Origin of the sequence: Rhizobium sp. BK313 (assembly GCF_014193655.1) — a bacterium.
GTDB lineage: Bacteria > Pseudomonadota > Alphaproteobacteria > Rhizobiales > Rhizobiaceae > Rhizobium.
This window is the reverse complement of sequence record NZ_JACHZQ010000006.1, coordinates 420,627-441,831: the sequence shown is the minus strand read 5'-3', so window position 1 is coordinate 441,831 and position 21,205 is coordinate 420,627. Positions and strand designations below refer to the sequence as shown.

Annotated in this window: 24 protein-coding genes and 1 pseudogene; 5 read left to right on the top strand and 20 right to left on the bottom strand. The window is 59.5% G+C overall.

What is annotated here, in order from left to right; translation table 11 throughout:
- From larA to FHT86_RS28345, 6 genes are all read right to left on the bottom strand, one after another.
- A partial coding sequence (larA, locus tag FHT86_RS28370; protein ID WP_133709884.1) for a nickel-dependent lactate racemase occupies window positions 1-819 on the bottom strand: 819 nt, incomplete at its 3' end.
- Between the two features lie 2 nt (window positions 820-821).
- Window positions 822-1,550, bottom strand: a complete 729-nt coding sequence (locus FHT86_RS28365; protein ID WP_133709885.1) for an ABC transporter ATP-binding protein — start codon at window positions 1,548-1,550, stop codon at window positions 822-824.
- The gene (locus tag FHT86_RS28360) at window positions 1,547-2,269 is read right to left on the bottom strand and encodes an ABC transporter ATP-binding protein (protein WP_133709886.1); all 723 of its coding nucleotides are present in this window, start codon (window positions 2,267-2,269) and stop codon (window positions 1,547-1,549) included. Before FHT86_RS28360 ends, FHT86_RS28365 begins: the two co-directional genes overlap by 4 nt.
- A complete protein-coding gene (locus FHT86_RS28355; RefSeq protein ID WP_133709887.1) occupies window positions 2,266-3,285 on the bottom strand; it encodes a branched-chain amino acid ABC transporter permease in 1,020 nt (339 codons plus the stop codon). The genes FHT86_RS28360 and FHT86_RS28355 overlap by 4 nt, the downstream gene beginning before the upstream one ends.
- Window positions 3,286-3,302: 17 nt before the next feature.
- Complete coding sequence (locus tag FHT86_RS28350; protein ID WP_133709888.1) at window positions 3,303-4,172, bottom strand: branched-chain amino acid ABC transporter permease; 870 nt, start codon at window positions 4,170-4,172, stop codon at window positions 3,303-3,305.
- Between the two features lie 98 nt (window positions 4,173-4,270).
- Complete coding sequence (locus FHT86_RS28345) at window positions 4,271-5,482, bottom strand: ABC transporter substrate-binding protein (RefSeq protein WP_133709889.1); 1,212 nt, start codon at window positions 5,480-5,482, stop codon at window positions 4,271-4,273.
- Window positions 5,483-5,628: 146 nt separating this feature from the next.
- On the opposite strand from FHT86_RS28345, the gene FHT86_RS28340 reads away from it, so the two are divergent.
- The 3 genes from FHT86_RS28340 to FHT86_RS28330 are packed head-to-tail and all read left to right on the top strand — an operon-like array spanning window position 5,629 to window position 8,504.
- Complete coding sequence (locus FHT86_RS28340) at window positions 5,629-6,615, top strand: aldo/keto reductase (RefSeq protein ID WP_133709890.1); 987 nt, start codon at window positions 5,629-5,631, stop codon at window positions 6,613-6,615.
- Between the two features lie 12 nt (window positions 6,616-6,627).
- A complete protein-coding gene (locus FHT86_RS28335; RefSeq protein WP_133709891.1) occupies window positions 6,628-7,503 on the top strand; it encodes an amidohydrolase family protein in 876 nt (291 codons plus the stop codon).
- A complete protein-coding gene (locus tag FHT86_RS28330) occupies window positions 7,500-8,504 on the top strand; it encodes an aldo/keto reductase (protein WP_166656923.1) in 1,005 nt (334 codons plus the stop codon). Before FHT86_RS28335 ends, FHT86_RS28330 begins: the two co-directional genes overlap by 4 nt.
- A 241-nt stretch (window positions 8,505-8,745) precedes the next feature.
- Here the strand turns inward: FHT86_RS28330 and FHT86_RS28325 are convergent, their stop codons facing one another.
- A complete protein-coding gene (locus tag FHT86_RS28325) occupies window positions 8,746-9,786 on the bottom strand; it encodes an aldo/keto reductase (protein ID WP_133709893.1) in 1,041 nt (346 codons plus the stop codon).
- A gap of 278 nt (window positions 9,787-10,064) precedes the next feature.
- Here FHT86_RS28325 and FHT86_RS28320 point away from each other — a divergent pair.
- A pseudogene (locus FHT86_RS28320) lies at window positions 10,065-10,276 on the top strand (DUF4147 domain-containing protein); the annotation flags it as partial.
- Window positions 10,277-10,283: 7 nt separating this feature from the next.
- Here FHT86_RS28320 and FHT86_RS28315 read toward each other — a convergent pair.
- The 12 genes from FHT86_RS28315 to FHT86_RS28260 form a co-directional block, all read right to left on the bottom strand.
- Entirely contained in the window at window positions 10,284-10,787 is a 504-nt protein-coding gene (locus FHT86_RS28315; protein ID WP_133709894.1) for an RES family NAD+ phosphorylase, read from the bottom strand.
- A 3-nt stretch (window positions 10,788-10,790) separates the two neighbouring features.
- Entirely contained in the window at window positions 10,791-11,141 is a 351-nt protein-coding gene (locus FHT86_RS28310) for an MbcA/ParS/Xre antitoxin family protein (protein ID WP_133709895.1), read from the bottom strand.
- Between the two features lie 323 nt (window positions 11,142-11,464).
- Complete coding sequence (locus FHT86_RS28305) at window positions 11,465-11,638, bottom strand: entericidin (protein WP_133709896.1); 174 nt, start codon at window positions 11,636-11,638, stop codon at window positions 11,465-11,467.
- A 665-nt stretch (window positions 11,639-12,303) separates the two neighbouring features.
- Complete coding sequence (locus FHT86_RS28300) at window positions 12,304-12,498, bottom strand: hypothetical protein (protein WP_133709897.1); 195 nt, start codon at window positions 12,496-12,498, stop codon at window positions 12,304-12,306.
- A gap of 95 nt (window positions 12,499-12,593) precedes the next feature.
- Window positions 12,594-12,809, bottom strand: coding sequence for a hypothetical protein (locus tag FHT86_RS28295; RefSeq protein WP_133710223.1), 216 nt, complete (start codon window positions 12,807-12,809; stop codon window positions 12,594-12,596).
- A gap of 700 nt (window positions 12,810-13,509) precedes the next feature.
- Window positions 13,510-15,093 (bottom strand): Na+/H+ antiporter, encoded by a 1,584-nt coding sequence (locus FHT86_RS28290; RefSeq protein ID WP_133709898.1) that lies wholly within the window; start codon window positions 15,091-15,093, stop codon window positions 13,510-13,512.
- A gap of 472 nt (window positions 15,094-15,565) precedes the next feature.
- Window positions 15,566-15,853, bottom strand: coding sequence for a hypothetical protein (locus FHT86_RS28285; RefSeq protein ID WP_133709899.1), 288 nt, complete (start codon window positions 15,851-15,853; stop codon window positions 15,566-15,568).
- Window positions 15,854-15,870: 17 nt separating this feature from the next.
- Window positions 15,871-16,479 (bottom strand): 2OG-Fe(II) oxygenase, encoded by a 609-nt coding sequence (locus FHT86_RS28280; protein ID WP_133709900.1) that lies wholly within the window; start codon window positions 16,477-16,479, stop codon window positions 15,871-15,873.
- The gene (locus FHT86_RS28275; RefSeq protein WP_133709901.1) at window positions 16,467-17,336 is read right to left on the bottom strand and encodes a GlcNAc-transferase family protein; all 870 of its coding nucleotides are present in this window, start codon (window positions 17,334-17,336) and stop codon (window positions 16,467-16,469) included. The genes FHT86_RS28280 and FHT86_RS28275 overlap by 13 nt, the downstream gene beginning before the upstream one ends.
- An 857-nt stretch (window positions 17,337-18,193) precedes the next feature.
- On the bottom strand, window positions 18,194-18,598 hold the full coding sequence (locus tag FHT86_RS28270; protein ID WP_183868951.1) for a cupin domain-containing protein: 405 nt from the start codon (window positions 18,596-18,598) through the stop codon (window positions 18,194-18,196).
- Between the two features lie 77 nt (window positions 18,599-18,675).
- Window positions 18,676-19,428, bottom strand: a complete 753-nt coding sequence (locus FHT86_RS28265; RefSeq protein WP_133709902.1) for an SDR family oxidoreductase — start codon at window positions 19,426-19,428, stop codon at window positions 18,676-18,678.
- 234 nt (window positions 19,429-19,662) lie between these two features.
- Window positions 19,663-19,854, bottom strand: a complete 192-nt coding sequence (locus tag FHT86_RS28260; RefSeq protein WP_246779701.1) for a zinc-binding dehydrogenase — start codon at window positions 19,852-19,854, stop codon at window positions 19,663-19,665.
- A 77-nt stretch (window positions 19,855-19,931) separates the two neighbouring features.
- Between FHT86_RS28260 and FHT86_RS28255 the strand changes: the two genes are divergently transcribed.
- Window positions 19,932-20,126 (top strand): LysR substrate-binding domain-containing protein, encoded by a 195-nt coding sequence (locus tag FHT86_RS28255; RefSeq protein ID WP_246779700.1) that lies wholly within the window; start codon window positions 19,932-19,934, stop codon window positions 20,124-20,126.
- A 164-nt stretch (window positions 20,127-20,290) separates the two neighbouring features.
- On the opposite strand, the gene FHT86_RS28250 is transcribed toward FHT86_RS28255, so the two are convergent.
- Window positions 20,291-21,034, bottom strand: coding sequence for an ROK family protein (locus FHT86_RS28250; RefSeq protein ID WP_133709903.1), 744 nt, complete (start codon window positions 21,032-21,034; stop codon window positions 20,291-20,293).
- Between the last annotated feature and the right edge of the window lie 171 nt (window positions 21,035-21,205).

Here is a 21,205-nt window from a genome sequence, read left to right as displayed (position 1 = left end):
CACATGTGTTGCCGCGCTGACGAAATCGACCGCCGCCTGATGGCTGGCGATGATCTCGCCGAAAGTGACGCAGACGAGATCGCGATCCTCGTCGAGCACGGTGTTGAGCGCATAGACTTCGCCGAGCATGCGGACGATTTCGAGCTGCTCCTCATGCAGGGGATTGCCGATCAGATTGCACTGGACGGCGAGGGGGTCCTCCATAAAGCGGGCGGAGTGAAAGGTGCGGATGGTCTCGTGATGGGCAACCCCCGGCGCGATGACCTTGCGGCCACCCGACCAGCCGGCCATGAAATGCGGCTCGACCAGGCCGGTGGCGATCCTGAGATCGGCTTCGACGAACAGGCGGTCGAGCTTGACCGGCGTGTTGCGCGTACGCGTATGGCCGAGATCGACATGGGCGGCCTCGTCGCGGGCATAGTGGTTGTCGACGCGGACATTTTCCAGCACCCAGGGATCACCGATGAGTTCGGCGAGTTCATCACCGAGGTTCGGGCGGTGCAGGCCGGTTGCGACCAGCACGGAGATTGCCATAAGCGGGATCCCTGCGGAGACCATCGTCTCGATCATCGGCCGCAGGAACAGCCGGTTGGGGACGGGCCGGGTGATATCGCAGATCAGGATGCAGGCGCTGTTGCGGCCTTTGGCGAGCTCGGAAAGCGGCGCGGAAGCCACCGGTGCATTGAGGGCCGTAGCGATCGCCTCGATGGGATCGGCGAGTTTCGGCAGTGCCCGTTTGCGGATCAGAGTCGGCTGCGCACCGCTGGGTAGCGCAATGTCGAGATGGCCGCGGCCATAGGAGAGGGAGGTCGCGTTCATCGTCATGCCTGCCCAGCCGCGCCGCCGAGATAGAGCTCGCGCATCAGCGACATATCCTTGAGTTCCGATATCGGTCCGGATGTTGCGATACGTCCGTTCTGCATCAGATAGCCGCGTGTTGCCACAGAGAGCGCCAGGCCGGCATTCTGCTCGACAAGGAGCACGGATGCTCCGAATGTCTTGCCAATATCGAGAATGATTGCCTGTATCTCCTTGACGAGCAGCGGCGAGAGTCCGAGTGAAGGCTCGTCGAGGAGCAGGACGCGCGGCCTTGCCATCAAGCCGCGGGCTATTGCCAGCATCTGCTGCTGGCCGCCGCTGAGCGACCCGCCTTTCTGATGGCGCTTCGTTGCCAGGATCGGGAAGAAGCTTTCCATCGTCTTCACGTCGGTCTCGACGGCGTCGGTGTCGCGCCTGGCGTAAGCGCCAAGACGAAGGTTTTCCTCGACCGACATATCGGCGAAGATGCGCCGGCCTTCCGGCACCAGCACCACGCCGCGCTTGGCCATGACATCCGGTGTTCGGCCCGTCAGGTTTTCCCCCGCGAAGGTGACGCTTCCGGCGCGGGGCCTGACCAGGCCCACGATGGTGCGCAGCAATGTCGACTTGCCCGCCCCATTGGGACCGAGGATTGTGATGACTTCGCCCTCGTTCAGGCTCAGGGAGACATCGCGGTTGACGACCGTCGCGCCGTAGCCTGTCGTCACGTTCGAAACCTCGAGCAAACTCACAGCGCACCTCCCAGATAGACTTCGAGGACCTTTGGGTCGGTGAGCACCGCCTGCGTCGGGCCGTCGGCGATTTTCGATCCAAAATCCAAGACGACCAGCCGTTTGCAAAGCATCTGCATGAGCTTCATGTCGTGATCGATGACGCAGACGCTGATACCGTAGCCCGGAAACTGCTTCACAAGACCTACAAGCGTTGCCGTTTCCCGATCATTGAGGCCGGCCGCGGGCTCATCGAGCAAAATAAGGGAGGGTCTTGTGGCAAGAGCCAAGGCGATACCGAGAAGACGTAGGCTGCCGAAGGGCAGAATGCCCGCCTGTTCGTTCGAAAGGGCGGTCAGGCCGACGAAGTCGAGCAGGGCAGAGGGCGTCGTCCACGGATAGGGGCGGCTGGTCCTGCGCGCATGTTCGCAGGCGATCTGGACGTTTTCCCGCACCGAGAGACCGGGAAAGGCCATGGCCTGCTGGAAGGTGTAGCCGATGCCGGCCCCGGATACTTCATGGGCGGCGAGGCTGGTAATGTCGCGGCCGCGCCAGCTGACATGGCCTTCCGTTGGTTTGTGGACACCGGTGATCACATTGAAAAGCGTGGTCTTGCCGGACCCGTTCGGCCCGACGATGCCAAGGATCTCACCTTCTTCGATGGACAGATCTATCCCCGAAAGGGCCGCCACGCCGCCGAACTGCTTCTTCAGTCCCTTGATTTCCAGGATCGCATTCATCGGCCTGCCTCCGAGGCATGTTCGGCATTCGTCGCCGGAGTGCCGGGCTGCTTGCGCGTCGAATTACGTGTGAGTTTCTGCCAGCCGTCAATTGCACCGGCAATCAACCCATTCGGCAGCAGGAGAATAACGGCGATCAGACAGACACCGTAAAGGATGCGCGATTCGACGGGGTCAAGGTTCAGCACTTCAGGGAGGAAGGCGACCAGAATGCCGCCGGCGATCGGACCGAGAAGCAGCCGAGCGCCGCCGATCATCACCATCAATGCAAGATAGATGCTGGGGAAGGAGGTGAACTGGCTCGGCGAGATATGCCGGAGGAAATAGGCAAGAAGCACGCCCGAGATACCCGCAAACACCCCGCTGACGACAAAAGCTCCGATCTTTTGGCGGCCGACATTGATGCCGAGCGAGGCCGCAAGTTTTTCGTTTTCGCGGATGGCCCGCAATGTGCGGCCATAAGAGGAGTTGATGATGGCCCAGCTTGCGACCGCGCTCAACGTCACGAAAGCGAGAACGACGAAATAGTAGGGCATGAGGTCATCGGCCCGCGTGCCTAAGAAATTGACCGGAAGCTGCAGGTCGAGGCCAGTCGCCGCCCCGGTATAGTCGCCGCCGTTGGTCAGTACGATCGTCAGCAACTGTCCGAAAGCAAACGTCATGATGACGAAGTGGTGGCCGCTGACGCGCAACGACGGAATGCCAATGATGGCGGCGGCTATTGCGGCGAATATCCCGCCGAGCGGCAGCGCCAACCAGAAGCCGATGCCGGTATCGCGAGCAAGCAGAGCGGCCGCATAGGCGCCGACGCCGACCAGCGCGGCGTGCCCCATCGAAAGAATGCCCGTTTGTCCAAACAGGACAGAGAGGCCATAGAGGGCGACAATGTTGATGCCTGCCGAGATTGCAAGCGACAGCATGCGGTTGCTCGGCCCCATCGCAGGCACCAGGGCAAGCACGATCAACACCACAAGGACGGGGATCAAGGAGCGGATGGGCGAGAGCGAATTATACATGGTTCGTCGCTCCGTTCTCAGGCCATCTTCGGACCGCTGGTGCCGCCGAAGAGGCCGTTCGGCCGTAACAGCAACACCAGGATCATCAGGGCAAAGGAATAGGCGTCGGTCCATTCCGAGAAGCCGTATCCGGCGCTGAAACCCTCGACGATACCGAGGATGAGGCCCGCAACGACGGCGCCCGTCAGGTTGCCCAGCCCGCCGATGAGGGCGACGGCGAAGCCCTTCATGACCATGGTGCCGCCGGTAAAAGGTGTGATTGGAAAGAGCGCGATCAACAACGCGCCGCCGAGGCCGGCGAGCGCACTGCCGAGAACGAAGACACCGGTAACGTAGCGGCGAACCGGAATGCCCATCAGGGCTGCGGTGTCGCGATCGTCCACCGCGGCGCGAAGTGCGCGGCCGTACCGGCTCCGGGTCACCATGACAAAGGTCATGGCGACGACAGCGATGGTCACGAGAATGACCATCACGCGTACGGACGCGATGCGGACGCCGGCGACATCCCAGATGCCTGCGAGAGGGCGCGGGATGCTCTTCTGGTTCGGATCATAAAAGAAGATGACGATGTGCTGCAGCACGACGATCAGTCCGAGCGACACGATAAAGCCATTGGTTGGCCGCGTCAGCGTGAACTGAAAAAGGCCACGCTCCAGCACGAACCCCATGACGCCGACGGCAAGAACCGCCAGAACCAAGGCTGGCAGAAAGCCGAGACCGGCCTGGACGGCGAGCCAGGTGACGATGCTGCCGACCATCAGGAACTCGCCATGTGCGAAGTTGATGATGCCGGTCAAGCCGAAGATCAGGGTGACCCCAACGGCGATCAGCGTGATGACGCTCGCGATCGACAGACCATTGAGGAGTTGTTGAATGAGAATGTCCACGGCTGTATTCCGCTGTTACGCAGGCCGGCGGGCCCGCCATGTCCTGTGATAAAAATCCCGCCGGCGCAGGAGCAGCCGGCGGGAAGCGCTTTGACAGCTTATTCCGCGGGGGCTTCGGCCGGAGGTTGCTGCATCGCGCAGGATATGTCGCCGCCGGGCGCGGCGGCGCAGACCTCAGTGGCGTGTGTCACCTGGTGGCTCTTGTTGAAGGAAAGGTCGTCGGAGACCACGCCCTTGTGGTGGAGCGATTCCAGCGCTGCGACGGTCTTGTCCGGATCGGTCGAGCCGGCCTTCTCCCAGGCTTCGGCCAGCATATGGACGTAATCGTAGTAAAGTAGCGAAACCGAGGAGGTCACGCCCTTCGGCGCACCGGCAGCAAAGTAGTTCTTGAAATAGGTCTTTGCGTTGGCATTTGAGGACTCGCCCCAGCAGATCGGAACGCAGCTCATCGCGACCGGGACGTCGGCGCTCAGGCCGCGCTCCTTCCAGATCCCAGGGTCGACGCCGAAGAGGAAATAGCTGGGCGCAACGCCGAGTTCGAGTGCCTGCGGCAGCGCCGTCAGCGTCGAGTCGCCGTTATACCAGAAGTGCACGACGTCCGGGTTGAGGCTCTTGGCTCGCGTCAGGAAAGGAGAAAAGTCCGTCGTATCCGGCGGATAAGAGATTACTTCTGGAACCTCCTGTCCTTCTGCCTTCAGCGCCTTGACGTAGTAGGAGGTCAGGAACTGGCCGGTTGCATCATTGCCGACGATGACCACAGACTTCTTCAGCGGATGGCCGACGAGCGGTGTCAGCAGGCTCAGAACGCCGCGGGCCGTCGAGCCGGAGCGCTGGAATTCCTGCGGTTCTGATTGGAACAGATAATGGTCTTCGCCACCCGGAGCGACCGATTGCGGGTTCAGGATTTTCGCAAGCGTGCTGTTGCCGGCGATCTGGATCACCTTCGCCGGCTGTGTGATCTTGGTCATCGCCAGGGTGAAATCGTGGGTTTCAGAGCCGAAAATTGCGGCGACCTTCTGGTCGCGAACGAGTTCCTGCGTTGCGGCAATCGCTGTCGAGATGTCCGTGCGGTCGTCGCGCTTGATCAGCTCTATCTTTAAGGTCTTGTCGCCGACCTTCACGCCGCCAGCGTCATTGATTTCCTTTACCGCGAGGCTGATGCCCGCAGGCAGCGTATGTCCGGCCGAAACGAAGGCGCCGGATTCTGCGGCAACAACGCCGATTTTGATCGTGTCTTCCGCCGATGCCAAATGCACAGACGCGCCGAGGCCGAGCGCAATAGAAATGCCTCCCAACACCAATGATCGCACGGTCTCATCCTCCCAGTGCAGATTTTGCGTACTTACCGGGTTGTCGTACAACCCTGTTTTCTGATAAATGGCTTGATGGAGAATGTCAAGCAAGTCCGGCCAGCCGGTGCCGATGTCACCGACGGCCGCAAACGAGGGAGTGAGATATGCGAATGAAGGAGTTCGGCCGGACCGGCCGAAATGTCAGCGAAATCGGTTTCGGCGCCTGGGCCATCGGTGCTGCTTGGGGCGAAGTCAACGACGAGGAGGCGCTTGCGGCACTCCACGCCGCGCTCGATTCCGGCGTAACCTTCATCGACACCGCCGATGTCTATGGCGACGGCCATTCCGAGCAGCTGATCGCAAAAGTCATGCGCGAACGCGGTGGCGAACGCCCATTCATTGCGACCAAGGCCGGCCGTCGCCTGCCGCAGCAGTCCGTTGACGGCTATAGCGCCGAGAACCTCGATATCTGGATCGACCGCAGCCTGAGGAATCTCGAAACCGACTGCCTGGATCTCGTACAACTGCATTGCCCGCCGACGGATGTTTACTATCATCCGGAGGTCTTCGCGCGGCTCGACCGGTTGGTGGAACAGGGCAAGATCCGCAATTACGGCGTCAGCGTCGAGCGCATCGAAGAAGCGCTGAAGGCCACCGAATATCCAGGTGTCGTCAGCGTGCAGATCATCTTCAATGCCTTCCGCCAGCGCCCGATCGAGCATTTCTTCAAGCAGGCTGAAGAAAAAAAGGTCGCCATCATTGCCCGCGTGCCGCTCGCAAGCGGGCTGCTTTCCGGCAAATTCAAGAAAGACACCAGGTTCGAGGCCAACGATCACCGGCTCTTCAACCGCAATGGCGAGGCCTTCGACATTGGCGAGACCTTTTCCGGCGTGCCTTACGAGGTGGGCCTGGAGGCCGTCGAGAAGGTGCGTCCACTGGTTTGCGGCGATACGACGATGGCGAAATTTGCCCTTCGCTGGATCCTGATGTTTGACGCCGTCACCGTTGCCATCCCCGGCGCGCGCAACCCGTCGCAGGCCCGCTCCAACGCCGAAGCGGCCGATCTTCCTGCGATCTCGCAAGCTGCCATGCAGGAGATCAGGTCGATCTACGACACCTACATCAAGCAATATGTTCATCAGCGTTGGTAGGGGTGACAGACCATGACGACACCGATCATCGATTCCCATCATCATTTCTGGGATCCGGCCAGCGGCGGAGACTATGGCTGGCTGAGCGGACCCTTTGAGCCGATCAACAGGAAATTCGAACCGGCGGACTTGCGGCCGGCTCTTCAGAAGAACGGCGTGACCGGCACAATTCTCGTGCAAACCTGGAATGATCTCGGCGAGACCTGGGATTTCATTCAAACGGCGGAGGCTAGCGATTTCGTTGCCGGCGTCGTCGGCTGGGTCGATCTGACCGACGGCAAGGTGGGCGACACGCTTTCAAAATTAATGGCATCTCCCCAAGGCAAATGGCTTGTCGGCGTGCGCCATCTGATTCAAACGGAGAGCGATCCGAGTTGGCTCCTGCGCGCTGACGTCCAGAATGGTCTAAAGGCGGTCGAGCGCGCTGATCTTGTCTACGATCTCGTGCCAAACCTGCCGCAGCTGCCGTCTTGCATCAGTACGGTCGAGGCCTTTCCGGAAATGCGGTTCGTTCTCGACCATATTTCGAAACCGGAGATCCGCAATCGCGGCTTCGATGAGTGGGCAGTTCTGATCCGCAGGTTTCGCAGCCAGCGAAACCATGTCTGGTGCAAGCTTTCGGGCATGGTCACCGAAGCCGACTGGAAGTCCTGGACGCCGCGGGACCTGAAACCTTACGTCCACGAGGTGCTCGACGTCTTCGGCACGGATCGGTGCATGTTCGGCACCGATTGGCCTGTCTGCCTCGTGGCCGCGAGTTACGACCGGGTGGTCGATGCCCTTCAGGAATGCATCAAGGATCTCTCCGAGGTCGAGCGAAAGAAGATCCTCGGCATGAACGCCATCGAGGCGTATCGCCTGCCGCAATTCCAGGAGCGGAACGCATGACCGGCAACCCAACTCGGAAAAGCATTAACTTTGCCTCGCGGCTAGGCTTCGGGGCGAGCGGCATCGGCACTCTCTATCGCGACGTGAGCGAGATCCAGGCGGCGGAGGTTCTCGAAAGGGCGTATGCAGGCGGGATGCGGTATTTCGACAGCGCACCGCTTTATGGACATGGTCTCAGCGAATTGCGGCTGGGTCGCTTCCTGCGAACCATCGACCGGAAAACCGTTACCGTTTCGACGAAGGTCGGTCGCTACATGATCCCGCCCTATGGAGAGACCGTGAACTACGGGCTCTGGGCCGCGCCGCTGCGCTTGAAGCCGGTGTTCGACTATAGCTACTCGGGTACGATGCGGTCATTGGAACAATCGGCAAGCCGCCTGGGGATCGCGGATTTCGACCTGATCTACATCCATGATGTGGATCGCTTCACGCACGGCGATGCCTATGAGCGCCGCTTTAACGAGGCTATCGAGGGCTGCTATCGCGCTCTCGACGATCTACGCAAAGCTGGGCATATCAAGGCAATCGGCGTTGGCGTCAACGAAAGCGATGTCGCCACACGTTTCATCAGGGCCTGTTCCCTCGATGCCGTGATGATGGCCGGCCGGTACACTTTGCTCGATCGAGGCGCAGAGGCGGACCTTCTGCCGGAGGCCAAGCGTCAGGGAATGGAGATTGTCGTCGCCGGCGTCTTCAACTCTGGGATACTCGCGACCGGGCCTGGCACCTCCGGGACGACCTTCGACTATGGCGCGCCTCCAGAAGACATCGTGGCCCGTGCCAAAGGGATCGAAGCGGTGTGCAATCGGTACGGTGTGCCCCTGCAAGCGGCAGCCATACAGTTCCCCTTCCGCAATCCGCTGGCATCCGCTGTCGTCCTCGGTATGAGCCGGCCGGAACGGGTTGCCGAAAACCTGGCATGGTCACGGCAATCCATTCCCGAAGACCTGTGGTCTGAGATCGATCGCCTCTTTCCATCGGCCGCGACAACCGGCGTCTAATTACTCTGCTCTTTGGTCGCGTCTGCGACAAACCGCGCTGCGCGAGGTTTGTCGCAGACGCCTGACTATGCTTGCGCGCCCGCAACCGCAACCACGATTGTGAGGATGGGCGGATGACGATTGAAACGACAACGCGATGATGTTCGAAGCGGACTGGCCGCCCGCCCTATTTGAAGGGATGAGGTCTTCAAGACCCACCACGGGCGGTGTCGGCAGCCCTGAACGCGCCGATATCCTCTGGTCAGGCTGCGTCCGAAGGTAGAGGCGCAGCCTCATCGATGAGTTTTTCGTTTCTGAGATCTGACCACAGGGAGCCCGGGATGGGCCATCGCATATAGTCGAGGTTCTGTTCCAATTCGCCAACGGAGCGGGCTCCCGGAATGACGCTGACGACAAGTTTATGGGCAAGCGGAAATTGCAGCGCTGCGGCGGGCAGGGGAACCTTATGGCTTTCGCAAACGGCGTTCAGGCGCGCTACGCGGTCAAGCACCTCCTGCGGCGCGTTCTTTGTGTTGAACGTCGCGCCTTGGACGGCACCCGTCGCCAGGATACCCGAATTATACGGGCCGCCGATGACGAGCTTGGTGCCTTTGCGCTCACAGGCGGGAAAAAGTGTGGCAAGCGGCTCCTGCTCCAGAAGCGTATAGCGTCCGGCAAGAAGGAAATAGTCGAATTGTCCGGCCTCGACGAAATCCGAAAGCATCTGCCACTGGTTTATACCCACACCGACCGCCTTGATGACGCCCTGGGATCGTAGCTCGTCAAGCGCGGGGTAGGCGCCTTCCATCGCCTCCTTGAAGCGGCTGCGGGCATAGGGATTTTCTCCCTTCCCGAAGTGGATTGCTTCGTCCGGATCGTGAATCGCCAACATGTCGATGTAATCGGTACCGAGCCGCTTCAGCGAGCTTTCGATCGAGCGAAGCACGCCATCGCGCGAATAGTCGAAGTCGGCGCGGAAAGGTGGGGCCTCGTCCCAAAGGACTGGCTTGACCTCGCTTTCGGGGATCGGCGCCAGGTCGTATCCGACCTTGGAGGAAATGACGATGTCCTGCCGCGGCAGAGCCCTAACCGCCTCGCCGAGACGCGTTTCGGCAAGACCGAAGCCATAGACCGGCGCAGTGTCAAAATAGCGCAGGCCGTTTTTGAAGGCGGCATGAACGGTTTCGTGTGCCACTTCTGGATCAGTGGCGCGGTACATATTGCCGAGTCCCGTTCCCCCCAAACCCATCGTGGTGACTGTCAACCCACCTGCGGTTATGCTTCTTTTCTCCAATGCCGGCATTTGATTTTCCTGACTATTTCGCGATTTCGCCAATCTGTGACATGCCCGAGCAAGCCTCTTTTGCACAGGCGATCGATTCATATTGACACATAAGTTGTCGTACAACAATGTAACCGTACGATAGCAAGTGCGCGGAAAGTGTGGCGCCTGAGGCCAGGGAGGTTGAAGTGGCTATCGCACCTCTCTCTGCGGATATAGAATCGAATGCGCGCGCGTTGATTTCACGTCATGTCGGGCGATGCGTTTTGGGGACGGATTGGCCGCACAGCAATACATCGCACCTGTCAAGGTCGAGGAAAGGCGGGCTGTTGGCTGCGAGTACCAAAGCTCGCCTCGTCTTGTTGGTCGTGTCGGACGTTCCCAGGGACAACCCGGCTTACATTGCCTCAGGACCGACCATTTAGACGTTTCGACGCGGCGGGATGCCCTTCGAATTATCGAGCAATATGGATTGGCGTTACCGTCGCCAGCCATGAATCATTTGCGATCCGGCGTCTCTATTCGGGTCGATCCAGCCGGTTCTCATCATCGATCAAGGTCAGTCGCGCCGAAGCGCTCTCGCCCCAAGTCCAGAGGACGAGGTTCAAATCGTCCCTGGTTGCTCCGGGAGCGAAGCTCCGGACGAGCAGACCCTGATAACCGGTTGCGATGAGCCGCCGGGCAAAGCCCTGCGTTCTAGCCTCGCCGCCCGCCTTCATCTGGTCGCGCCACGTCGGGTCGGCAATCGCGACGGCATCCATCCCTTCCGCCTTAAGGGCATCTTCGTCGCGACTATCGAAGATGTGTTCGAACGCAGCGTCATAGGAGACGAGTGTCGTTGGTTGCAAATTGCCGACCTGATTGGCCTCGCGAAGCGCCGTCAGGACCGACAGCGATGTATAAAGTGCCGGCATCCCCTTCGGATTAAACCGGCCGCCATAGAGTTCGGCTCCCCGGCCAGAAAGGGGCTCGCGCGCGTAGATCGGATTCAGCGCCCGATAGAGCTTGCCTTCATATCGCATCGGCTATGCGTGAACGCCAGCGTCGACCGCGTCGATATAGTCGAGCACCTCATCCGCACGTCCATCGCGCACCAACTGCATGGCCGTCTGGCCCGAGAATCCAGGCAGGGGCTCGGAGCGATACCAGGCATAGGCCATCAGTGCCGAGCCGAAGCGCGGCTCGACCTTGTTGACTACCTCGATCATCTCGCGCAAACGCCGCTGCGTCCTGACGGAGCGGATCCGGTCCTTGCGCTGAATTGCATCTTTGCCCAGGCCGGCTGTGCGGGCGATTTCCTCACTCGTCGTGCGGAATGCGTCGGCGATTTTCCGCGGTGCGAACAGTCCGTCGTCTGCATATTGGGCGAGACCCATTTCTCTCACCTCCGTTTTCTAATGCCAGTTCTTGTGACGGAATATAGCGTCAGAAATGGCGGCATTCAAGCCAATGGAGCTAGAAAGAGAAAACAAGATGGAAGAACGACGGATCGGGGCAGACCGGCGACACTCCGCCTCCTTGTGTAGCCTGAAGGGCGAAGCGGTCTTCATCCGCGAATTGTTTCAGCAGGCGGATCAGTGGGCTGGCGTTCGTCTCCAACCACTCATCAACGATGTGCCGGAACTTATCCTGACGGGTCTTTGCGAGCCGCGTCCACAATGCGCACGATGCGGTAATTTGCCGGCGTAAAATGTGGCGGTTAATTGGTGGCGGCCTTATTGCCGCTGGCGCCTGCCTTCAGGACCGTGTGGCCACTTGAATCCATCGCCTGGCCGGTTTCCTTTGCATCCTTCGCCATGCCGCGGAGCGTATTGGCGCATGCGGACAGCGCGAGCAGCGCTACCAGGAGTGCAGCGATTGACGGCCGAAACATCTGAAAATCCCCCGAGATATAGCGCGCGATAATATTCAATCTAGCCGCGCACCCAAACGCTTCAAGGAACCTGAATGAATATATTCAGAGCCCGATCGGGCCACGGCGGCCCAACTGCTGGGTCAGGGTAGTCATCGGGCGGCACTCTCGTGTCAAGGGGTGGCCTATTGATGCAAACTTTACGTCTCTCCGGTTGGAATGACACCGGATCGTCTACTTGGATCGACCAAACGACGTATATCCTTCGCAATATAATAATGTTCTAAATAACATGTCGGACGTGCCCGCGCCCGACGGCCGGAATAAAGCACTTCATGATAATTATGCCCCTATTCTTAACCGGATAGGGGCTTTTTATTGAATCGCTGACATGCGGATGGACGTGGTATCTCGCACTGAGTTTGTAAATCGAGCCGTGTTTTTGTTGGCCGGACAGAAGGCAGGCTTATTTTCCAGAGAGTGGCCGCGCACCCAAAGTTGGGAAACGTCAGGGCGGGCGGTAGCGAGCCGTCAGGAGCCGCTGTCGTTGTTCGCATCTCGACCAACGAATGGGCGCACGTGCGTCGAAAAAGGACGTCGCAAGACTATCTCTTTGGGAATGGAGGAGTGCGACAAAGATCGAGAACCCACTACATCGCACCTATATGGCAATCGATCGAACGCTTTTAGCTGAGGCGGGCAATCGTATCGTCGAGGTTATCGATCACCAGCTGCTCGCGGGCGATCAGGTCGTCAATATCGATATCCTCGTTAACCCATTTCGCGCTTGCGCCCTGCATCTTCATCGCCAGCAGTTCATCGCGATGGGCGACCTTTTCGTCTCTAATTTTGATAAGCTTCAAGCGAAAATCATCATTCATCCGAATTCCCTCCATTTGAGGGTGACTGCCTATTGATACTTCGCATTAGCCGCAGCGTCCGAGCCCCGTCACCTTCCAGGCTCGCCTCGTCAATCTCAATCGTGGCCGCGCCCGCGATATGTCGTTGGAACGCCGGCCGCCTCATGACATTGCGCGAGAGTTTCCAGCCATGCTGCCAATCCATCCGGCACTTCGACATTGCCGGCCTCCAATGCTTCCACCCATGACAAGTCGCATTGCAAAGCGCTCGCAAGATTGAGTGGCGTCCAGCGAATATGCAAAAGGCATTCGGTAAATCGAGCAGGTGTCATTTCGGTTATCCTTTGCTCTGTTGAGAGAGTGACACCGCCGATGGCCAAGTCAAGCGTTCTCGTAAATCAGTTCACTAGGCCACGTTTGGAGGCGATCAGAGCGGCAGCCGCACGTGTGCTGACGCCGAGCTTTCGGTAAAGGCTCTCGACGTGCGTTCCGGCCGTACTGGGAGAAAATGCTGAGTTTCCGGGCACCAGCGAGCGGGATGCCACCAACAGGGTAATCTATCGGTTTAATCAGTTGGTGGGTTTTTCGTCCTGCCGTCATGCACGCCATGAAAATGACCGCCTCGAGTCGGGCGAGGCGGTCAATGCGGATTGGCATCCGCGGCCCTTTGGTGTGTAGAGGGGTGAACACCAAAGTCCTTCGTGGGCTGTCGCCCCATGGGAGGAAGATGTCGAGCCAATGGGAAAGCGTAACATTAAAGCGCATCCTTTGAAATTATACTGAGGTTGGCCAAACATAGACCTGAGTGTGAGGCGTCTTATGCGGGTGTTGCCAGTTCTGCAGCCTGGTCGCGAGTTCGGGCGGCACTTTCCGCGCAGCCGCTCGGTATTGGATCGGCTAGTGCATGACAAGTTCAGTGAATGCCTACTATTGGCGCGCCAAGCGGACCCTCTCAAGGCCAATGGTTCGTTTTCGCTATCAAGTCACGGAGGCAAGTTCTACCGACGACTTCCAGACGCCGTGCGCTTGCCGTCACGACTTGGCTGAGATCGCGCTTAGTTCTTCGAGATCGAGATCCCGCTCCAGTTCCTGTAACGTCTCGTCATCGATGTCGCCCACTCGATGGAGTCGAATGAGTTCCCGGCGTCCAGTTGCGACCGCCTCAAGAACGACGTCGAAATGAGCATGGAGCGCCGGTATGTAATGCTCGGTTCTCTCAGCGTAATCGACGATCGCGGTGGCTCTGCGCTGGTATTGCTCCAGCAATCGAGGGTGAATGAGGGTTCCCTCCGGGTCGTATGCCAAACTTTGAACGGTCACAAGTTGCGCCTGGGCCATGGCGGCTTCGGCTTGGCTCATCGTGAGGCGCGCCTTTTCCGACTCCGGCTCTACTAGCCGCGCCCAGGCGATCACGCGCCCCAATGTCGTGCCCTGCACAAGCACAGTTCCGACAATGACGGCAAACGACGTCACGAGGATGAAGTCGCGGCCGGGGAACCCTTCGGGCAGGCTGAGCGCCAGGGCAAGCGTGACGACACCACGTACGCCGGCCCAACTCAGAACAGTAGCGCCGCCGACGCCCAGCGGCTGCGCGCGCTCGAACCCCAACGCCCGACATGATCTAATGACAAGGTCGGAGGCGAATACCCAGGCAAAACGCGCAATCGCGAGCGTGACGAGGATTGCGAGCATCGGCAGTCCCATTGTCGCGATCACCGTGGCGAAGCCGCCACCGCGTTCAACGGCATCCCGGAGCGAGAGCCCGATCAATATGAAGACCGCAGCTTCCATTAGGAAGATCACCACCGTCCAGAACGACGTGCCTCGCATGCGCATTGCTGCTGAAAGCACTGTGTGTTGGTGCCAGGTCATAATCAGGCCCGCGGTAACAGTGGCGATGACGCCGGAGACATGCAGCAACTCTCCAAGCAGATAGGAAACCCAGGCGAGCAGCGTCGTGGCAGCAATGATGAGATATTCGTCGCCGAGACGCCGGACGAGTTTGACCCATGCCGTTCCAACTACGACGCCAACGATGGCGCCGCCTAACGCCAGAACAAAGAAGTTCCCAATCGCCTCTACCGCGCTGAAGGCTCCAGTTGCGGCGGCGGCAACGGCAAAGCGGAAGAGAACCAGGCCGCTGGCATCGTTGAGCAGGCTCTCGCCCTCCAGCAGAATTTGAAGCCTCCGGGGCAGCCTTACGCGCTCGAGTACGGCACGAGCTGAAACTGCGTCTGGTGGTGAAACGATCGCACCAAGTGCCGCGCAGGCAGCCCAGGGAAGCGATGGAAAAAGGAGATGGGTCACAACGGCGACGACAGCGCAGGTGAAAAATACCGCGCCGACGGCAAGAGAGGCGATACCGATCACATGACGTCGCAACCGCGCTACGGCAATGGACCACGCGCCGTCGAGCAACAGCGGCGGCAGGAAGATGACGAGTACGAGCCCAGGATCGACAGTAATCGCCGGCAGTCCCGGCATAAATGCGAGCAAGGCGCCGCCGGCCAAGAGCGCGACAGAGGGTGGTAGTCCGAGCCTGTGGGCTGCGTAGTGCAGAGCAATGATGGCGAGAAACATTGCAATGACCAGCTCGAATAAGTGGGTTGGTTCCATATGCCTCCGACCTGGCTCAGACACGAATTTCGGATGTTAGCGGCGACTCGAACTCCAATGAACACGTTTGGAGCAGGCGCCTGAGTGCCAACCTCGGCGGAATACGCCGTTTCGTCAATGCTCTGGAGCGCGCTCGTCGCGGACAACCCAAAGCGTCTGCGCTTCGATGTAGAAGCCGCCATTAGTGGCGAGCGGTGATAGCCATCTTCGCCAATTTGATACGCCGATGGACGTTCATTCAACCTTCGGCATCGACGGTTAAGCGTCGTTGGCGGGTGTGATCATTATCTGCCAATTTGGGGGCACGCAGTTGCGTTTCACACGAGGAAAGTCGACATCGGTCGCCCAACGAGGCTGCCCGCCCGTGACTTCACTCCGGAGATCCTAAGAGACGGCCGAGGCGCCATCCCGTGACGACAGTTGCTCCACACCCCGCTCTCACCGGATCAAGAACGAGATTTTGGCACGCCGGCTATTGCCCGAGTTTTTCCGCCAGCCGCGCCAGTTGTCGCTGCAGCTTGAGGATTTCCTTCATCAGGTCCTCGACGCTGGGTCCGACTTGGTGGCTGGTGGGGCCAACCGGGCCGACGCCACCGGGCGGCAGCCCGCCATCCGGCGACGCCTCGAGGCCCGACAAGTCGAGAGCGTACTTGCGGACGATCTCGAGAAAAACATGTGGCTCGGCTTTCAGGTCGAGCCGATTGCCATACTTCTTGATGATTTGACGAATGATTCGGTCTTCCTTGGTCGCTTTGGGCATTGGAGTGGTCGTCCTCGTCAGTGAGGGGTGATGGCATTCTGTCTCACCCAGGTTGTCAATATTGTCTTGGTGCGTACCGCCGGTCGTCCGGAATGCCGCATTCTTCGGTCGACTGTGCCGTCATCAAGCAGATTTCGCCAGACCAGCACTCGTCCAGCCTTGGGCTGGTACCGAACTCCGAGATCTGGAAAGACGATGCCGCCTCCGCGCTCGTGATCTTCGAGGTACACGACTATCGTATGCGTTCTCTCTCCTTCGGGACTGGAGCCGAAGAAGCCAGCATCGTGGTGCTCGTCGAAGCGCTGTCCTCGACGGTAACGCGCCGCCTGCCAGAGCTCGAAACGGTCCGGTGCCAGGCAAAGCTGTGACACCAGCCGCTGCTCCAATTGACGAAGCTGCGCGCGCATTTCCTCGTCCATCCATTCCTCGCTCGAGGTACTGCTTGTGCGCCGGACCGATAGCCCCGACGACAATTTGCCGTGAGGATCGATATAGGCGAGGCGGCTATCCCACCACCAGACGTATCGCAGTCCGTCGCGCAGCGTTTCGCACTCCCCGGGTTCCAGGTAGTTATCGAGACAGAGTATCTGCCCAGGTGCGAGATCTCCTGACGTCACTGCAGCCATAGCTTCAATCCGACGTGCTGTTCGAAGTCCGCTACTCGCCCATTTTGGGGATTGCCGTCGATGGGCCGGCGGGAGCGGTAAAGTCGCTTCAACATCTCGAGTGAGCGTCGGTTGCGGCTAACCCAGTCCCGGTGGTCGTCCCAGTGGGGCGTCCGGGCGGACCGGTCATATGCATGCCAACCGAGCACGCGATGGGGATGAAACAGTCGATACCCAGCCGCAAACGCCCTGAGGCTTGTTTGCACCTCGTCGCCAAAGAAATAGATCGCCGGGTTGAGACGGACGTCGATGTTGAAGCGGCCGTCGGCAAGCAGGAAATGGAGTGAAAGAAAGTCGGCCGGAATGGGCCCGTGAAGCGCCCGCCAGCCGAGGATCGGCATGCTCGTCAACCGCATCAGCACTCCATTCTCGCGACCGAGGGGGTAGATCTTATAGGGGTGTCGGCGTCTCTTTGACGGAAAGTCAGGATGATAGTCGGGAAGGTAGGCAGTCAGGATCGGACGTTCCGTGCCGCCAGACCGGATAGCCTCAAGCATGTCGATAGCGGTGACATCCCACGATTTGACGAAACGGTGATGGGAGTCCAACAGAAGGGTGTAACGCTCCCCGGTCCAGTTGGATTGCAGGCGATGGCGGGCCCAGTTCGGTCCTTCGCTTCGTCCAGCGTCGATCTCGTCGATTTCCAGTCGCGGTAGCCGGCGAACGTCGAAGGGCAGCCTCTCCTCCGGTCCGCGTTGCCAAAGGACTCGCACCCGCAGGGCATCGGGCCGCCTCGCCCGATCGTACAGCGACCGGAGCGTCTCCGGCAGCTCCAGATCTTTGTAAGCGGGAATTTGGACGTAGATGTCAGGCGACATGGTGCTCTATTCCAGAATTCTTGGCTTTCAGATTGGGAGCCGGTTCGGCAGCGGACTATTGCTTTCTTCTGCCCAGCGCTGCGCCAACCCGCCTGTGAAAGCGCTCTCGACTCCGCCAGTGTTCCAAGGTCTGACGATCATGGGTCGAGCGGCGCTGCCATGGCACCCCTGTCGCCTCAGGTGCCGCGCTCCCGATGGCACCATCCGCAACAAGCAGCTTCACGTAGCTCCCGTCATCGCAGGAACAGGGCATCAATGCACTTTATTAGTGCATGAGTGGATCCTGTTTGACAAGTGAAGGCTACGGGCATTCATCCTCCAACGGATAAATGTGTTGTCAAGTTCCGCCGCGCGAGATGCTCGGGCCGGAGACGAACTCGAGGCACGCGTCGCCCTTCTTGCCGCCGCCAAGGAAGTGCGGATGTTCTTCCTCTAACAGTAGCTCCTGGCTATCAATAGGGGAGGTGCCAAATAGAAACCCGCCGCTGCGGTTGGGAACGCAAGCGACGGGCACGGGCATCGCTTGCTTGGTGGGCGCGATACCCGGTGGCTACCCCTAGCCACATTTTTCAAACCAGAGCGACGGAGAAAAGTTCCAGTTGATTTGGAATAGCGCGATGAGGCAATTGCTCCCCGCAAAAAACCTCACCGCTACAGGGGGGCAACGGTGAGGCTGACGACCCCAAGGCATATTAATGCTGTATCAGCAGGACACGGCATTAAGCCAGGGTACCGGGACACCGAAAGATTTTCGGTGTAACCCACAAAATGTTATACGCTCATTAGCAAGTGCTCACAAACCAATATCCCCCTAATCCACAGGCTTCTCCTTCGGTTCGTCGCCGTCGTATTGAATGTCACTTCACAGGCATGACAACCGGAGCGCCCTTGTTCTTGAGCAGCACGACGACAAATTTTGCCGGTTCAGTCTTGCTTGCGTTGCGGCTGACCAAGTGAATGTCGGAAGGACCTTCGTAGAAGGTCTCTCCCGGCGACAAGGTGACTTCTTTGTCTCCCTTGAGCTGCATCACGATCGAGCCTTCCAGAACGTAGACGAATGCATTTGCCTCATGTTTGTGAATGGGGGAAGAACCTCCCGGCCCATACTCGACGGATATCATCAGCCCTTCCTTGCCTGGATAATTTGGAAGGTCCTTCTTCATGAGTGGTGTAACCTTTGCAGCGTTGTCAGCGGCAGCCGGCAACGCGCCAAGGAAGCAAACGGTAGCTGACACGAAGAGCGTTAACAAAGCTGAATTCATTGTCGTAATCCCTCTGTTGTTGAATGCCGATTTGCGTTTGCATAATTGCGTTTCGAGGTCGAAAACCCAAAAAGCCACTACCCTTGCTGGAAGTGTCGAACCCAATCCTCGAAACCGATCTTGCCAATCCTGGCGCCCTCGCCGGGCACAAGCGACCGATCGTCCAGTTCAGACCCAAAATAGCGTGCATGGACATCTGCCTCGACCGTCCGCGGATCGTTGGTCGCTTTCAGATACCGGGCAACGATCTCGTGCATGCGACCACGCTCGGGACCCGCAATCTCGATCGTGCCGTTGAGCGGCTTCCCGAGGGCGACGTCCGCCACCGCATCGGCGACGTCGTCCGATGCGATAGGCTGGAAGCTTGCAGGAGAAAGACGAGCGACGGTGCCGACGGTGGCTTCATCGGCGATGCCCTTCAGGAATTCGAAGAACTGGGTGGAATGGACGATCGTGTACGGGATAGACGAGGCTTTGATGAGTTTCTCTTGGGCAAGTTTAGCCCTGAAATACCCGTTTTCCGGCAGCCGCTCGGTCCCCACGATAGACAGGGCAATATGGTGCTTTACTCCGGCCTTGCCTTCCGCTGCGAGCAGATTGCGGCCCGAGGTTTCGAAGAACTCGAGGACTGCCCTGTCTTCCCACGAAGGTGCGTTTGCAAGGTCAACGACGACTTCGGCACCGGCCAGCGCTTCCGCCAGGCCTTCGCCGGTGACGGTGTTGACACCAGTCTTTGGCGATACGGCTAATACCTCGTGGCCCTTATTGCGCAAACGCGCTGCGGTCTTGGTCCCGATGAGCCCGGTGCCGCCAATGATAACAATTTTCATAACGAATCTCCCTACTGCCGGCCCTTTCGAGCCAGATATCCAAAGTTTCGATTACGCACGCCGCTATCAGCCGCGAAAAATGTATGAGGGTTGGATAAGTCAGAGTCGCGTCGTGCAACGTCGCCATGGCTGAGGTCAGCCGAGGCCGAACCTGGCGTCGCGGTGCTGGAATGATCTTCCTTATCGAGATCAGACGCAACCTTGCGAGACAATTTTGCGGCCAGTTGCCCTTCGCTATTGTGTCACGCGAAGGACCGCTGAGCCCGTCGTACGTCGCTCTTCCAGATCGCGATGAGCCTCGACAACGTCGTCGAATGAATAGATGCGAGTAGGATCGACTTTCAGGACGCCTGATTTTATCCCCGCAAATAGATCGGCGGCGGCTTCGGCGGTCTGGGCCGGCGTTGCAACGTAATGCTGCAGCATTGGCCATGTCAGATGCAGCCCTCGCGGAGCAAGTTCGTAAGGATCGATGGGAGTGATCTCCCCAGACGCGGTGGGCCTTGAAGGGCTATGGTGTCTTTCTGAGCCCAGCCTGGGACATCCGCGAAGAGTTGGCTTCGGGTGAGCTGGTGACGGCACTCGACAGATTCCTGCCGGACAGTGCTAATTTATATGCCGTCACGAACGGCAGTCCGGCTAGTCATCGCGTTCGAGCCCTTATCGACTTCCTGGTGGACGAGTTTCATCAGGAGTAGGCGCCGGCTGTCCACGAGGTCCCCGCTGGGCAACAGGGTTGCCACGCGCTTCGGCCAACAGCCGCGCCATCACCGGCCGGGACACATTCACCTATACTGGCGAGCTGTCGGGTCTGCCGCCACCGCCACGCTGCGGCCACCAAGTTCGTTTGTTTAACTTCCGTTCAGAGGCGCAGGCTGTCGTCCAGCCAGACCCGGAAACCGCCGCGGAAGGCGTTGTCGTTGTTGCCGCGTCGGCACTTCGCGGGCAGTTCCTTGAGGCGCTCGACATTACCGCCGCCGATGACGATGTAGTCCGGCAGCAGGGCCGCGCTCAGGCGATCGGCGACGTCGAATATCGATTTTCGCCATTTGCTCTTGCCGCGACGTTCCAGGCCGCGTTCACCGACATAGTCCTCGAAGGTCGCCTTCCGGTAGGGCATATGCGCCAGTTCCAGGGGCAAGCAAACATTCTCGGCGATCATGGCCGAGCCGAGGCCGGTGCCGAGGCCAAGGAAGAGCATACGGCCCGCCTCGTAGCTGCCGATCGCCTGCATCAGCGCGTCATTGACCATCCGCACGGGCCGGCCGAGGGCGGCTTCGAAATCGAAATTCTTCCATCCCGACCCAAGGTTGAACGGATCGGCCGCGGGACGGTGGGCGACGACGGGTCCGGGGTAGCCCATGGCGACGACATCATAGTGCCAGTCGGCCGTCAGATCGCGCAGCGCCGCCACCATCCTGGCCGCCGTCATCTGGTGCCCCGACGCTACCGCGCGTCGATCGCTGCCACTGCTGAGTTCCGCCTTCACGTGCGACCCGCCGATATCGACGGCAAGCACAGTGCGGCCGGCAGGCGCGCCACCCGCTTTCGGCTCGCCCTGGACGAGTGTCTGCTTCGCTTTCGGTTCTTCAGTCATGTCAGCCATGCCTAGCGCTCCTCTCCGGAACGTGCTCTCAATCGTTCCCGCATGACTCTATCGGGCGCAAGATTGGTACTGGCTGTCAAGCCCACCATATTGCGGATCGCTTGATTTCATCCCAGGATGGCTCATTGAAGAGGAGCGACTAGAGCATCCCGCTTTCAGGTGGAATCACCC

What these genes read in the sequence shown, in the direction of transcription:
- FHT86_RS28295 (WP_133710223.1), bottom strand. Translation starts at nt 12,809, where the DNA reads ATGACACCTGCTCGATTTACCGAATGCCTTTTGCATATTCGCTGGACG.
- FHT86_RS28290 (WP_133709898.1), bottom strand. Translation starts at nt 15,093, where the DNA reads ATGGAACCAACCCACTTATTCGAGCTGGTCATTGCAATGTTTCTCGCC.
- FHT86_RS28300 (WP_133709897.1), bottom strand. Translation starts at nt 12,498, where the DNA reads ATGAATGATGATTTTCGCTTGAAGCTTATCAAAATTAGAGACGAAAAG.
- FHT86_RS28310 (WP_133709895.1), bottom strand. Translation starts at nt 11,141, where the DNA reads ATGGGTCTCGCCCAATATGCAGACGACGGACTGTTCGCACCGCGGAAA.
- FHT86_RS28280 (WP_133709900.1), bottom strand. Translation starts at nt 16,479, where the DNA reads ATGGCTGCAGTGACGTCAGGAGATCTCGCACCTGGGCAGATACTCTGT.
- FHT86_RS28270 (WP_183868951.1), bottom strand. Translation starts at nt 18,598, where the DNA reads ATGAATTCAGCTTTGTTAACGCTCTTCGTGTCAGCTACCGTTTGCTTC.
- FHT86_RS28305 (WP_133709896.1), bottom strand. Translation starts at nt 11,638, where the DNA reads ATGTTTCGGCCGTCAATCGCTGCACTCCTGGTAGCGCTGCTCGCGCTG.
- FHT86_RS28275 (WP_133709901.1), bottom strand. Translation starts at nt 17,336, where the DNA reads ATGTCGCCTGACATCTACGTCCAAATTCCCGCTTACAAAGATCTGGAG.
- FHT86_RS28330 (WP_166656923.1), top strand. Translation starts at nt 7,500, where the DNA reads ATGACCGGCAACCCAACTCGGAAAAGCATTAACTTTGCCTCGCGGCTA.
- FHT86_RS28250 (WP_133709903.1), bottom strand. Translation starts at nt 21,034, where the DNA reads ATGGCTGACATGACTGAAGAACCGAAAGCGAAGCAGACACTCGTCCAG.
- FHT86_RS28315 (WP_133709894.1), bottom strand. Translation starts at nt 10,787, where the DNA reads ATGCGATATGAAGGCAAGCTCTATCGGGCGCTGAATCCGATCTACGCG.
- FHT86_RS28265 (WP_133709902.1), bottom strand. Translation starts at nt 19,428, where the DNA reads ATGAAAATTGTTATCATTGGCGGCACCGGGCTCATCGGGACCAAGACC.
- FHT86_RS28260 (WP_246779701.1), bottom strand. Translation starts at nt 19,854, where the DNA reads ATGCTGCAGCATTACGTTGCAACGCCGGCCCAGACCGCCGAAGCCGCC.
- FHT86_RS28285 (WP_133709899.1), bottom strand. Translation starts at nt 15,853, where the DNA reads ATGCCCAAAGCGACCAAGGAAGACCGAATCATTCGTCAAATCATCAAG.
- FHT86_RS28360 (WP_133709886.1), bottom strand. Translation starts at nt 2,269, where the DNA reads ATGAATGCGATCCTGGAAATCAAGGGACTGAAGAAGCAGTTCGGCGGC.
- FHT86_RS28355 (WP_133709887.1), bottom strand. Translation starts at nt 3,285, where the DNA reads ATGTATAATTCGCTCTCGCCCATCCGCTCCTTGATCCCCGTCCTTGTG.
- FHT86_RS28335 (WP_133709891.1), top strand. Translation starts at nt 6,628, where the DNA reads ATGACGACACCGATCATCGATTCCCATCATCATTTCTGGGATCCGGCC.
- FHT86_RS28340 (WP_133709890.1), top strand. Translation starts at nt 5,629, where the DNA reads ATGCGAATGAAGGAGTTCGGCCGGACCGGCCGAAATGTCAGCGAAATC.
- FHT86_RS28325 (WP_133709893.1), bottom strand. Translation starts at nt 9,786, where the DNA reads ATGCCGGCATTGGAGAAAAGAAGCATAACCGCAGGTGGGTTGACAGTC.